13 protein-coding genes are annotated in these 12,069 nt (G+C 69.2%); 10 read left to right on the forward strand and 3 right to left on the reverse strand.

Going from position 1 to position 12,069, the window contains the following annotated elements:
- The first annotated feature begins 298 nt into the window (after positions 1-298).
- Genes QH290_RS27350 through QH290_RS27385 form a run of 8 tightly spaced genes read left to right on the forward strand, consistent with a single transcriptional unit; the run spans position 299 to position 7,084 of the window.
- Complete coding sequence (locus QH290_RS27350; protein ID WP_280386039.1) at positions 299-1,093, forward strand: helix-turn-helix transcriptional regulator; 795 nt, start codon at positions 299-301, stop codon at positions 1,091-1,093.
- Positions 1,090-2,526: a Fe-S cluster assembly protein SufB gene (gene sufB / locus QH290_RS27355; RefSeq protein ID WP_280386041.1), complete on the forward strand. Its 1,437-nt coding sequence runs from the start codon at positions 1,090-1,092 to the stop codon at positions 2,524-2,526. The genes QH290_RS27350 and sufB overlap by 4 nt, the downstream gene beginning before the upstream one ends.
- On the forward strand, positions 2,526-3,704 hold the full coding sequence (gene sufD / locus QH290_RS27360) for a Fe-S cluster assembly protein SufD (protein WP_280262521.1): 1,179 nt from the start codon (positions 2,526-2,528) through the stop codon (positions 3,702-3,704). The genes sufB and sufD overlap by 1 nt, the downstream gene beginning before the upstream one ends.
- A 37-nt stretch (positions 3,705-3,741) precedes the next feature.
- The gene (sufC, locus tag QH290_RS27365) at positions 3,742-4,512 is read left to right on the forward strand and encodes a Fe-S cluster assembly ATPase SufC (protein WP_280262523.1); all 771 of its coding nucleotides are present in this window, start codon (positions 3,742-3,744) and stop codon (positions 4,510-4,512) included.
- A 1-nt stretch (position 4,513) separates the two neighbouring features.
- The gene (locus QH290_RS27370) at positions 4,514-5,794 is read left to right on the forward strand and encodes a cysteine desulfurase (protein ID WP_280386043.1); all 1,281 of its coding nucleotides are present in this window, start codon (positions 4,514-4,516) and stop codon (positions 5,792-5,794) included.
- A 3-nt stretch (positions 5,795-5,797) separates the two neighbouring features.
- Positions 5,798-6,301, forward strand: a complete 504-nt coding sequence (gene sufU, locus QH290_RS27375; RefSeq protein ID WP_280262033.1) for a Fe-S cluster assembly sulfur transfer protein SufU — start codon at positions 5,798-5,800, stop codon at positions 6,299-6,301.
- Positions 6,294-6,665 carry a metal-sulfur cluster assembly factor gene (locus QH290_RS27380; protein ID WP_280262031.1) on the forward strand — a complete coding sequence of 124 codons (372 nt, stop codon included), beginning with the start codon at positions 6,294-6,296 and terminating at the stop codon, positions 6,663-6,665. Before sufU ends, QH290_RS27380 begins: the two co-directional genes overlap by 8 nt.
- Before the next feature lie 56 nt (positions 6,666-6,721).
- The gene (locus QH290_RS27385) at positions 6,722-7,084 is read left to right on the forward strand and encodes a hypothetical protein (protein WP_280386045.1); all 363 of its coding nucleotides are present in this window, start codon (positions 6,722-6,724) and stop codon (positions 7,082-7,084) included.
- Between the two features lie 60 nt (positions 7,085-7,144).
- Here QH290_RS27385 and add read toward each other — a convergent pair whose 3' ends face one another.
- Genes add through QH290_RS27400 form a run of 3 tightly spaced genes read right to left on the reverse strand, consistent with a single transcriptional unit; the run spans position 7,145 to position 10,694 of the window.
- Entirely contained in the window at positions 7,145-8,176 is a 1,032-nt protein-coding gene (gene add, locus QH290_RS27390) for an adenosine deaminase (RefSeq protein WP_280262038.1), read from the reverse strand.
- Between the two features lie 5 nt (positions 8,177-8,181).
- Positions 8,182-9,225 carry an isopenicillin N synthase family dioxygenase gene (locus tag QH290_RS27395; protein ID WP_280262027.1) on the reverse strand — a complete coding sequence of 348 codons (1,044 nt, stop codon included), beginning with the start codon at positions 9,223-9,225 and terminating at the stop codon, positions 8,182-8,184.
- Positions 9,226-9,257: 32 nt separating this feature from the next.
- Positions 9,258-10,694: a purine-cytosine permease family protein gene (locus tag QH290_RS27400; protein ID WP_280262025.1), complete on the reverse strand. Its 1,437-nt coding sequence runs from the start codon at positions 10,692-10,694 to the stop codon at positions 9,258-9,260.
- Between the two features lie 138 nt (positions 10,695-10,832).
- Here QH290_RS27400 and QH290_RS27405 point away from each other — a divergent pair, with 138 nt between their 5' ends.
- On the forward strand, positions 10,833-11,429 hold the full coding sequence (locus tag QH290_RS27405; RefSeq protein ID WP_280262023.1) for a helix-turn-helix domain-containing protein: 597 nt from the start codon (positions 10,833-10,835) through the stop codon (positions 11,427-11,429).
- A 97-nt stretch (positions 11,430-11,526) separates the two neighbouring features.
- Positions 11,527-11,946 (forward strand): DUF4189 domain-containing protein, encoded by a 420-nt coding sequence (locus QH290_RS27410; RefSeq protein WP_280262021.1) that lies wholly within the window; start codon positions 11,527-11,529, stop codon positions 11,944-11,946.
- Positions 11,947-12,069 lie beyond the last annotated feature (123 nt).

Below are 12,069 nucleotides of genomic sequence, written 5' to 3' on the forward strand. Positions count from 1 at the left end.
TTCGTTATCCAGCGCCGTTATACGTCGGGAACTGTGGGGTTTGTCGCAGTCGCGGCGTCGGCGGCGGATTCGGCCCGGCCGGTGAATACCGGGGCACAGTGCGACGGACGCGAGGCAATATCGGGATTGTGCTGCGAGCGAGGCGTATTCACGCGCCCGCGCGGTCGGTTCGCAGGAGCTGCGGCCCGTCCGGTGCACCTCGGCAACCGCCGGGTGACACGCGTGGCAGCCGTCGATCGCAGGCCAGGTCAGGGGACCCTTACTAGAATGCGGGAAGGAATTCCGTCACACTGATGTTGTGAAAACCGTGGGTTTGCGGACGGAAGCAGGCACCGGGCGCCGGAAGGGCGCCCGGAACACTGCCGTGCCCGCGGCGCCCGCGGGTGACGGGCACACCCGGGAGGCCGTCGTCCAGCTGCTGCTGGAGGAGGGCCCGATCACCGCGACCGCCATCGGCAAGCGGCTGGGCCTGAGCCCGGCCGGGGTCCGGCGGCACCTCGACGCGCTGATCGACGCCGGTGAGGCCCGCGCGACCCGCTCGGCGCCGTGGCAGCAGCAGGGCCGCGGCCGTCCCGCCAAGCAGTATCAGCTCACCGCCGCGGGCCGGGGCCGGCTGGGTCACGCCTACGACGATCTCGCCGGTGCGGCCATGCGCCAGCTGCGCGAGCTCGGCGGGGATTCCGCGATCGCCGCCTTCGCCCGCCAGCGGGTCGGCACGATCGTCGCCGGAATCGACAGACTGGCCCGGCACACGCCGGAATCGACCGCCGCGAAGGCCGAGGAGATCGCCGAGGCGTTCACCGAGGCGGGCTTCGCGGCCACCACCCGGAAGGTGGGCGCGGGCGTACAGATCTGCCAGCACCACTGCCCGGTGGCCCACGTGGCCGAGGAGTTCCCGGAACTGTGCGCCGCCGAACTGGAGGCGTTCCGCGAGCTGCTGGGCACCCACGTGCAGCGGCTGGCGACCATCGCCAACGGCGACTGCGCCTGCACGACGCACGTGCCGCTGTTCGTCCTGCCGAACGATGCCCCTCAGGCCGTTGCACAGCCCGCAACGGCGAGTACGAACGACTCCGGAAGGAGTGCCGAATGACGACCACCGCCGACCAGGTGCAGCCACTGACCCAGGAGGAGACCATTGCCTCGCTGGGTAAGTACGGCTATGGCTGGGCCGACTCGGATGCCGCCGGTGCCAGCGCCAAGCGCGGCCTGTCCGAGGACGTCGTGCGCGACATCTCGGCCAAGAAGAACGAGCCCGAGTGGATGCTCGACGTCCGCCTGAAGGCGCTGCGCATCTTCGACCGCAAGCCCATGCCGACCTGGGGCTCCAACCTCGACGGCATCGACTTCGACAACATCAAGTACTTCGTGCGCTCGACCGAGAAGCAGGCCGCGACCTGGGACGAGCTGCCCGAGGACATCAAGAACACCTACGACAAGCTGGGCATCCCGGAGGCGGAGAAGCAGCGCCTGGTCTCGGGTGTCGCCGCGCAGTACGAGAGCGAGGTCGTCTACCACCAGATCCGCGAGGACCTGGAGGCCCAGGGCGTCGTCTTCCTCGACACCGACACCGGCCTGCGCGAGCACCCGGAGATCTTCCAGCAGTACTTCGGCTCGGTGATTCCGGCCGGTGACAACAAGTTCTCCGCGCTGAACACGGCGGTGTGGTCGGGTGGCTCGTTCATCTACGTGCCGCCGGGCGTGCACGTGGACATCCCGTTGCAGGCCTACTTCCGGATCAACACCGAGAACATGGGCCAGTTCGAGCGGACGCTGATCATCGTCGACGAGGGCGCCTACGTGCACTATGTCGAGGGCTGCACCGCGCCGATCTACAAGTCCGACTCGCTGCACTCCGCGGTGGTGGAGATCATCGTGAAGAAGGGCGGCCGCTGCCGCTACACCACCATCCAGAACTGGTCGAACAACGTCTACAACCTGGTCACCAAGCGGGCCAAGGCGGAGGCGGGCGCGACCATGGAGTGGATCGACGGCAATATCGGCTCCAAGGTCACCATGAAGTACCCGGCGGTCTGGATGACCGGCGAGTACGCCAAGGGCGAGGTGCTCTCGGTGGCGTTCGCGGGCGAGGGCCAGCACCAGGACACCGGCTCGAAGATGCTGCACCTGGCGCCGCACACCTCCTCGACCATCGTGTCGAAGTCGGTGGCGCGCGGCGGCGGCCGGGCCTCCTACCGCGGCCTGGTCCAGATCAACAAGGGCGCCCACGGCTCCAAGTCGACCGTGAAATGCGATGCGCTGCTGGTGGATACGATCAGCCGCTCCGACACCTACCCCTACGTCGACATCCGCGAGGACGACGTGACCATGGGCCACGAGGCCACGGTCTCGAAGGTGTCCGAGGATCAGCTGTTCTACCTGATGAGCCGCGGCCTGACCGAGGACGAGGCGATGGCGATGGTGGTGCGCGGCTTCGTGGAGCCGATCGCCAAGGAGCTCCCGATGGAGTACGCGCTCGAGCTGAACCGCCTGATCGAACTGCAGATGGAAGGAGCCGTCGGCTGATGCCGGTCGAGAATGTCGCCGAGGCCGGGGAGGCCCGGGTTCCGGCGCTCAACAAGGGCGAGGTGTTCACGTCGTTCGACGTGAACGCCTTCGAGGTGCCCTCCGGCAAGGACGAGGCCTGGCGGTTCACCCCGCTGCGGCGGCTGCGCGGGCTGCACGACGGCAGCGCCGTCCGCGACGGCAAGGCGACCGTCGAGGTGGCTCGGGTCGCCGGTGTGAACGTGGAGACGGTGGCGCGCACCGACGCTCGCCTCGGCGCGGCCGGTGTCCCGGCGGATCGCGTCGCGGCCCAGGCGTACTCCGGTTTCGAGGAGGCCACCGTGATCTCGGTCGGCAAGGAAACCGAGGTCGCCGAGCCGGTCGTGGTCGTGATCACCGGCCCCGGTGAGGGCAGGACGGCGTACGGGCACCTGCAGATCCGCCTCGACGCCTTCGCCAAGGCGACCGTGGTCATCGATGAGCGGGGCAGCGGAACCTACGCGGAGAACGTGGAATTCGTGCTCGGCGACAGCGCCGCGCTGACCGTCGTCGCCGTCCAGGACTGGGCCGACGACACCGTCCACGCCATCGCACAGCACGCGAAGCTGAGCCGCGACGCCACGCTGCGCCACACCAACGTCACCCTGGGCGGCGATCTGGTGCGGCTGACCGCGACCGTCCGCTACGACGGCCCGGGCGGCGACGCGGAGCTGCTCGGCCTGTACTTCGCCGACGACGGCCAGCACTTCGAGCAGCGCCTGCTGGTCGACCACGCGGTGCCCCACTGCAAGTCGAACGTGCTGTACAAGGGTGCGCTGCAGGGCGACCCGCACTCGCGCAAACCCGATGCGCACACCGTGTGGGTGGGCGATGTGCTGATCCGCGCGGCGGCCGAGGGCACCGACACCTTCGAGGTGAACCGTAACCTGGTGCTCACCGACGGTGCCCGCGCCGATTCGGTGCCGAACCTGGAGATCGAGACCGGCGAGATCGTCGGCGCCGGGCACGCCTCGGCCACCGGCCGTTTCGACGACGAGCAGCTGTTCTACCTGCGCGCTCGCGGAATCCCGGAGGAGGCCGCGCGGCGCCTGGTCGTGCGCGGGTTCTTCCACGAGATCATCCAGAAGATCGCGGTACCCGAGGTCCGGGAGCGGCTGGAGTCGGCCATCGAGGCCGAGCTCGCCGCCATCGGAGCATGACCACCCGACACTTTCCGATCCCCCTGAAGGACGCCGAATGACCACCCTCGAAATCAAGGACCTGCACGTCGAGATCACGACGCCGGAAGAGGAGACGAAGGAGATCCTCAAGGGCGTGAACCTCACCGTGAAATCCGGTGAGACGCACGCCATCATGGGCCCCAACGGTTCCGGCAAGTCCACCCTGTCCTACGCCATCGCCGGACATCCCAAGTACACCGTGACCCAGGGCTCGATCACCCTGGACGGCGAGGACGTGCTGGAGATGTCGGTCGACGAGCGCGCCCGCGCCGGTCTGTTCCTGGCGATGCAGTACCCGGTCGAGGTGCCGGGCGTGTCGATGTCGAACTTCCTGCGCACCGCGGCCACGGCCGTGCGCGGCGAGGCCCCGAAGCTGCGGCACTGGGTCAAGGAGGTCAAGCAGTCGATGTCCGAGCTGGAGATCGACCCGGCCTTCGCCGACCGCTCGGTGAACGAGGGCTTCTCCGGCGGCGAGAAGAAGCGCCACGAGATCCTGCAGCTGGGCCTGCTCAAGCCGAAGATCGCCATCCTCGACGAGACCGACTCGGGCCTGGACGTGGACGCGCTGCGCATCGTCTCCGAGGGGGTCAACACCTACAAGGAGCGCGAGAACGGCGGCGTCCTGCTGATCACCCACTACACCCGCATCCTGCGCTACATCCAGCCGCAGTTCGTGCACGTGTTCGTCGGCGGCCGCATCGTCGCCGAGGGCGGGCCCGAACTCGCCGAGGAACTCGACGCCAACGGCTACGTGCGCTTCACTCAGACCGCGACCGCTGGAGCCTGATATGACCGCTACGGTGTCCGATGCCGTGCAGCCCGCCGCGGGCGGCACCCTCGACGTGGCCCGCGTGCGGGCCGACTTCCCGATCCTGAGCCGCACGGTTCGGGAGGGAAAACCGTTGGTGTACTTGGACTCCGGCGCGACCTCGCAGCGCCCGCTGGCCGTACTGGACGCGGAGCGGGAGTACGTCGTCGGTAGCAATTCGGCGGTGCACCGCGGTGCGCACCAGCTGTCGGAGGAGGCGACCGACGCCTACGAGGCGGCGCGCGCCGAGATCGGCCGGTTCGTCGGTGTGGACGCCGACGAGATCGTGTTCACCAAGAACGCCACCGAATCGCTGAACCTGGTGACCTACTCCTTCGCCGACGACCGGTTCCCGCACCACGTCGGCCCGGGTGACGAGATCGTGATCACCGAGCTGGAGCATCACGCGAATCTCGTTCCGTGGCAGGAACTCGCGCGCCGCACCGGTGCGACCCTGAAGTGGTACGGCATCACCGACGACGGCCGCATCGACCTCGATTCGCTCGAGCTGTCGCCCGCCACCAGGGTCGTCGCGTTCACGCACGTGTCGAATGTGACCGGTGCGGTCACCGATGTCGCCGAAATCGTCCGTCGCGCACGGGAAGTCGGCGCGCTGACGGTGCTCGACGCCTGCCAGTCGGTGCCGCACATGGCGGTCGACTTCCGCGCGCTGGGAGTCGATTTCGCCGCGTTCTCCGGGCACAAGATGTTCGGCCCCTCCGGCGTCGGCGTGCTCTACGGCCGCCGCGCCCTGCTGGAGGAGACCCCGCCGTTCATCACCGGCGGCTCGATGATCGAGACGGTCACCATGGAGGGCACCACCTACGCCCCGCCGCCGCAGCGCTTCGAGGCCGGTGTGCCGATGACCTCGCAGGTGATCGGGCTGGCCGCGGCGGTGCGATACCTGGAGGGGCTGGGCATGGAAGCCGTTGCGGCCCATGAGCATGCGCTCGTCGGCGCCGCGCTCGAGGGGCTGAGCGCGATCGAGGGTGTGCGGATCATCGGCCCGGCCGAGAACGTGGATCGCGGCGGCGCGGTGTCGTTCGTGGTCGACGGCATCCACGCACACGATGTCGGCCAGATCCTGGACGACGAGGGCGTCGCGATCCGCGTCGGGCACCACTGCGCGTGGCCGCTGATGCGGCGGCTGGGCATTCCGGCCACCGCCCGCGCCACCTTCGCCGCCTACAACACCCTCGACGAGGTGGACGCGCTGGTCGCCGCGGTGCGGAAGGCTCAGAGCTTCTTCGGAGTTGCATAGAACATGCGCATGGACCAGATGTACCAGGAAGTGATCCTGGACCACTACAAGCATCCGCATCGCCGCGGGCTGCGGGAGCCGTTCGGTGCCGAGGTGCACCACGTCAACCCGACCTGCGGCGACGAGGTGACCCTGCGCGTCCACATCGACGACAACGGCGATGTCGCCGATGTGTCCTACGACGGTCAGGGTTGCTCGATCAGCCAGGCCGCCACCTCGATCCTCACCGACCAGGTCATCGGCGTGCCGGTGCAGCAGGCGCTGAAGGTCGTCGACTCCTACAGCGAGATGATCTCCAGCCGCGGCACCATCGAGGGCGACGAGGACGTGCTCGGCGACGGGATCGCGCTGGCGGGCGTCTCCAAGTATCCGGCGCGCGTGAAATGCGCGCTGCTGGGCTGGATGGCGTTCAAGGATGCGGTGGTCCGGATAACCTCGGCAGAGGAGACGACAACGAAGCGCGTCATGGGCAGTGCTCAGTCAACGAATGGTGAACGTCATGAGTGAAACACCCGCGAGCGAAGCACCCGCAGCCGAGCAGCAGCTCTCCGCCGAGGAGATGGAGCAGCTCGAGAACATCGAGGAGGCGATGCGCGACGTCGTCGACCCGGAGCTGGGCATCAACGTCGTCGACCTCGGCCTGGTCTACGGCATGCGGCTGGAGGACGACACCGCCATCCTCGACATGACCCTGACGTCGGCGGCCTGCCCGCTCACCGACGTCATCGAGGACCAGTCCCGCAATGCGCTGGTGCGCAGCGGCCTGGTCGAGGATATGAAGATCAACTGGGTCTGGATGCCGCCGTGGGGTCCGGACAAGATCACCGAGGACGGGCGCGAGCAGCTGCGCGCCCTCGGCTTCACGGTGTGATACGTCCGGTGTGATCGCTCGCCGCGGGCGCCGCGTCGTACCGTAGGCTCGCGGCGATGAGCGCTGCGGGACGGATCAGTTGGATAGGGCCGCTGGTGGGCTGTGTGGCGGCGGTGTTGACCGCGCCGCTGGCCGCGGCGGTGGTCGCGAGCGTGTACCGGTTCCCCGTTCCCTTCGGTGACTACGCACACGGCTTGTCCGAGGCCGGAAACGCGGCGCTGGCCAGCGTGTTCTATCTGGTACTCGGCGGCGTGCCGGTGCTGGCGATCGGGGGTACGGTCGCCGGTTGGCTGGTGCAGCGCGCCGCCGGAACCGATTCGGCGCGGACAGGCTGGGCCGGTGCGGGCGCCGGATTCGGCGTCGCGCTGCTGGGCGCGCTGGTGTTGGCGACGCTCGAATTCTTCGTCGGCCCTTGGTGATCGCGGTACCCGAGACGGGCCGCTCGGCCCGCCCGAGGGCACGCGGTGGGTGGCGGCTGGTCACTCGTCGGCATCTGCCTCGGCCGCCCGTGCCAGCACGCGTCGATGCAGGGCGGCGCGTTCGGTGTCGTCGAGCCAGCAGCCTTCCACGCCGTTCATCGTGAACCGCAGCAGCTGCTCGGTGCCGTAGCCGAGGGCCTTCGACAGGACGGCGAAATCGTTGGTGGGGTCGGTGCCGAACATCGGCGGGTCGTCGGAATCAATCGTTATACGCAGCCCCGCGTCCACCATGGCGGCGATCTTCTCGTGTCTGCCGTTGCCGCTGCCGGAGTAGCGGCCGATATCGGAACTTACCGGCGTGCAGGTGAACACGATGCCCTCGGAGACGCAGCGCTCGGTGATCCGGGGGTCGTCGACGACGTGGTAGCCATGGTCGACGCGGGTGCAGCCGAGGACATCGAGCAGGATCTCGATATGCGGCGGCGGCCCGGATTCCGAGTGCGCGGTGCGGTGCAGGCCCGCCTTCCGGGCCAGCCGGTACGCCTCGTGGAACTGCCCGGGCGGGCCGTGGACCTCGGCGTAGTCGAGCCCGATGCCGACCACCTCGTCGCGGCGGTGCTCGATCACCTGCCGCATCAGATCCACGGCCGCCCGCGGGGTGTCCTCGCGGTTGATCGCGACGATGATGCGGCTGTCGATTCCGGTGTCCTGCTTCGCTTCCCGCATTCCCGCCCGGACGCCGTCGAGCAGTGTGCGGTAGCCGGTGTGCGGGTGCGCGGGCGGGCTGACGAAGATCTCCCGGTACAGCACCCCGTGGTCGGCACCGAGCGTGGTCAGGGATTCGTAGGTGATGCGGCGGAAGTCGTCGGCGTCGCGGACCACCTGCCCGACCGTGTCGTAGACGCGCAGGAACTCGTCGAGATCCTCGTGGCTGTCGATATCGTAGAGGGTGTCGGCGGTCCGCCCGCCCGGCACCGGCACGCCGTGCTTGGCGGCCAGTTCCACGACGGTTTCCGGGAGTACGGACCCGGTGAGGTGGCAGTGCAGGCTCACCTTCGGCAGCGCGGCGAAATCGACGGCCGCAGCGGGCATGTCGTTCACGGCGTGGCCTCCGCGGCGGCACGAACGCGGGCGGCTTCTCGCTCGGCGTTCGTATTCGGTTGCAGCGCACGCGAACCCGCCAATTTGGCGCGGATGTGCTCGGCGACCGTGGTGGGCTCGTACCGGCTGCCCGCGCCGATACACGACGGCAGTGTGGCGATGACGGCATCGATATTGCCGTCGTGGAAATACGCTGCGCTGCGGCGCCTTTCGATGGTGCCGTCCACGATGGGCGGCATGACGCGGTGCAGCGTCGACAGCCAGCGCTCGTTGGTCCAGCGTGCCATCAGATCGCCGAGATTCACCAGCAGCGCGCCGTCGGCGGGCCGGACGTCGTGCCAGCGGTGGTCGGCGCCGAGCACCTGCAGGCCCGGTGCCTGGTCGGCCCACAGCACGGTCACGATGCCGTAGTCGGTGTGCTCGCCCATGCCGATGAGGTCGCCGTCGAGGTCGACCGTGCCCGGCGGCAGGGCATAGTTGTTCATGCGCAGCACGTCGAGGGAGTGGTCGGTGAACCGGTCGAAGTATCCGGCCGGAAGCGCGAGGGCGTCGGCGAAGACGGTGGTGAGCGTGCGGGCGACCCGCGCGGCCTCGGCGTAGTACGCCAGCACCGGGCCGCGGAACTGCGGAACCTGTTGTGGCCACAGGTTTTCCGCGTAGTCGGTGGCGGGCAGGTCGATGCCGGGATAGTCGGAGGTGGCGGCGCCGATGTTGAACGCCTCGAAGAAGTCGTTCATCCGGCCCGCCGACTCCACGCCCAGGCTCAGGCTCAGGCTCTCGCTCTTGGGCGGGGAATACCCGCGGTTGATCTCCGGCGGCGTCCGATAGCCCTTCTTGGTCTCGAGGTCGAGCCCGAAGAACGCGTCGAGCGCCGCGGCGAAGTCATCGATCACACCCTGCGGCACGGCATGCCCGACGATCTGCATGAACCCGACCGTGCTCGCGGCCTCGTCGACCTGCCGGGCCACGTGCGCGCGTTCCTCCTCGGTGGCGGCGCGGACATAGGGTGAGATATCGATAACGGGCACATGGAATTCCATGACGTCCTCCTTCGTAGCAGTGATGGGAATGTTCACAGCGGTGTCTTCTCGGTGTCGGGGGATTCCGCGGGGACGGTCGTGCGGGCGGCGAGGTAGTACACCGTTCCGCCGACCAGGAGTCCGGCCGGAACGCTGAGATCGGCGCCGCCGCACAGATGCGCCAGTGGCCCGGTGAAAACCGAGGTGTCTATCCAGCACAGCGCGGCGAGAGTGCCCGCGGCCTGCGCGGCGACCCCCGGCAGGTGCACGCCGCGCGGCCGCCGGTACCGGCCGCCGGTCGTGCCGAGCGAGTCGCGGTCGTAGCGGCCGCGGCGCAGGAGGTAGTCGACGACGAAGATCGCGACCCACGGCGCGAACCAGGCGATCATGAACAGCAGGAAATTGCTGACGACGGTGTTGAAATCCGCCGAGAACACCACGACCGCACCGATGATCGCGCAGATCACCCCGTCCAGCACCACCGCCTGCCAGCGCCCGATCCGAATTCCGATGGCCTGCAGGGTGACTCCGGAGGAGTAGAGATCGATCGCGTTGAGCGAGATCATCTGCGCGATGACCAGCACCAGGTACGGCGCGAGGAACCAGCCCGGATACACGCTCGGCAGTCCGCTGATCGGATCGGAGGCGTCCGAGGTCAGCAGCGCGACGCCCACGCCGAGCAGCATGAGCAGCGCCTGCGGCACGGCGCCGCCGAGGGTCACCGCGGCGACGATGCGGCTCCGCGAGGTCGAACGCGGCAGATACCGCGAGAAGTCGGTGGCGTTCGGGCTCCAGCCCAGTCCGCTGGCGCTGCACGCCAGCGCGGTACCGCCGAGGAACGCCGCCCACCCCGCCGGTTGCCCGCCGCTGAGCTGCAGCTTGTCGGCGGTCAGCCAGGCCATCACGAGAAACAGCGCGGCGAACGGCGCGACCAGCAGGTGCAGGGCGCGCGTGATGGCCGCGTGCCCCAGACTCGGCAAGACGCTCTGCGCGACCGAGAATACCACCAGCAGAATCACTTTCGTGCCGGTGCCGACCTGCACGCCCGCCATGTCGAGCAGTGCCGAACCGGCCAGCACCAGCAGTACGAGATCCATGACCTCATAGCCGATCTGCTGCAGCCAGTTGCAGAATGCGATGGGCCGCATGCCGTTTCGGCCGAACGGCGCGCGGCTGACGGCGAAGGTCGTGGTGCCCGCGGCCGGTCCGGGCAGGCTGGCCAGTCCGGCGATGACCCAGGTGGCGGCGCCGATGACGATGGCGGCGACGGCCTGCCACAGGTTCAGCCCCAGCGCCACCAGCAGGGTGCCGTACACCACCACTTGGACATTGAGGATCACACCGCTCCACATCAGCCCGAGCTGGCGCACGGTGCCGCGGCGCTCGGAGTCGGGAATGTGGTCGATGCCGCGTTGTTCGACCAGTGTCCGCGGCGCGGTACCGGGCGGGGCGGCGGGGTGCAGCGAGGAATCGCCTTCGATGACGGACATCGGCACGCTCCGATTATGCGGGGTTGATAAGCGACGGCAGTCAGAATGGGGTATTTGTATGTCGTGAACGTTCATTCGCGTCACGATCGTGTAAACGCACCGGCGGCGGCGAGGCGGGCGATCGGGCAGACTTCCCTCGTGGGCGAAACCGACACGGGGGCAGGCGCTCCCGACGAGGCGACACTGTCCGAGCTGGTCGGCGGGGTGGTCCGGGATCTGCGCGAGAAGGCCGGGCTGTCGATGCGCGACCTCGCCAAGCGGGCCGGGATCAGTCAGCCGTTCCTGAGCCAGATCGAGCGCGGGGTGAGCGCCCCGTCGATGCTCACGACCTATCGGCTGGCGTCGGCGCTGGGTGTCGCGCCCGGCGACCTGCTGCCCGCGCCCGGCTCCGAGCGGGTGTCGGTGGTGCGCGCCGACGAGGGAGTGCGGCTGCCGGTGGCGGACCGTCCCGATGCCGCGCTGGGCCGCGCGCTGCACATGCGCCCGAACAGCCCGCTGGAGGTGATCGAGTATCTGATCGAACCGGGGCAGTTCGTCGGGGGCTGGTTCGAGTCGACCGGGATCAGCGCGGTATATGTGGTCTCGGGGCGGTTGGAGGTCGAGGTGGTGGGTGCGGGCCGGTTCCGGCTCGGCCCAAGGGATTTCATGAACTTCCCCTCGACCATGCGCGACCGCTGGCACCTGGTCGACGACCGGCCGGTGCACGTGCTGCTGGTGATCGCGCAGCGATCCTGAGGAAATGCCCTGTCACACGGGTGGGTTGGACAGATCTGCCCGCGAGGAGAAGGATCCAGCCGTCACATTGCCTTCGAGAAACGGGGTGGATCCCTTTATGTCCTTGTTGTCCAAAGCGTCTGTCGTGCTGGCCGGCTCGGTGATCGCCGGGTTCGGTGCCGCCGGGCCCGCCGCCGCCGAGGGCGCGCTGCACGGTGCGATCGCGCTGTCCGACAGCACCGGAACGGTGGCGTCGGCGGTCAACTACGACGACGCCGGTGCCGCCGACGGCGCGGCCGTGAACCACTGCGGTGTCGGCGACTGCCGTGTCGTGCTGCACTTCACCGACGGCTGCGGTGCCGTGGCGCAGGGCGCCGACCGGCGGGTGGCCGTCGGCTGGGGCCCGACCAAGGTGGAGGCGGAGAAGCAGGCCCGCGACGTGCTGGGCCCGACCGCGCCGCCGTTCCCGGACCTGGGCAGCGCCAGCCCGCGCCCGGCGAATATCGTGCTGACCGCCTGCACCAAGAACGCGGGCTGAACTGCCGTGGGGGGGGGGGGGGGGGGGGGGGGGGGGGGGGGGGGGGGGGGGGGGGGGGGGGGGGGGGGGGGGGGGGGGGGGGGGGGGGGGGCGCGCGGGGGGCGGGGGGGGGGGGGGGGGGGG

The organism is Nocardia wallacei (assembly GCF_029869545.1).
GTDB classification, from domain to species: domain Bacteria; phylum Actinomycetota; class Actinomycetes; order Mycobacteriales; family Mycobacteriaceae; genus Nocardia; species Nocardia wallacei_A.

Excerpts from the sequence above, each read along its gene's own strand:
- QH290_RS27370 (WP_280386043.1), top strand. The coding sequence starts at position 4,514 with ATGACCGCTACGGTGTCCGATGCCGTGCAGCCCGCCGCGGGCGGCACC.
- sufC (WP_280262523.1), top strand. The coding sequence starts at position 3,742 with ATGACCACCCTCGAAATCAAGGACCTGCACGTCGAGATCACGACGCCG.
- sufB (WP_280386041.1), top strand. The coding sequence starts at position 1,090 with ATGACGACCACCGCCGACCAGGTGCAGCCACTGACCCAGGAGGAGACC.
- QH290_RS27380 (WP_280262031.1), top strand. The coding sequence starts at position 6,294 with ATGAGTGAAACACCCGCGAGCGAAGCACCCGCAGCCGAGCAGCAGCTC.
- add (WP_280262038.1), bottom strand. The coding sequence starts at position 8,176 with ATGCCCGCTGCGGCCGTCGATTTCGCCGCGCTGCCGAAGGTGAGCCTG.
- QH290_RS27410 (WP_280262021.1), top strand. The coding sequence starts at position 11,527 with ATGTCCTTGTTGTCCAAAGCGTCTGTCGTGCTGGCCGGCTCGGTGATC.
- QH290_RS27395 (WP_280262027.1), bottom strand. The coding sequence starts at position 9,225 with ATGGAATTCCATGTGCCCGTTATCGATATCTCACCCTATGTCCGCGCC.
- sufD (WP_280262521.1), top strand. The coding sequence starts at position 2,526 with ATGCCGGTCGAGAATGTCGCCGAGGCCGGGGAGGCCCGGGTTCCGGCG.
- QH290_RS27385 (WP_280386045.1), top strand. The coding sequence starts at position 6,722 with ATGAGCGCTGCGGGACGGATCAGTTGGATAGGGCCGCTGGTGGGCTGT.
- sufU (WP_280262033.1), top strand. The coding sequence starts at position 5,798 with ATGCGCATGGACCAGATGTACCAGGAAGTGATCCTGGACCACTACAAG.
- QH290_RS27400 (WP_280262025.1), bottom strand. The coding sequence starts at position 10,694 with ATGTCCGTCATCGAAGGCGATTCCTCGCTGCACCCCGCCGCCCCGCCC.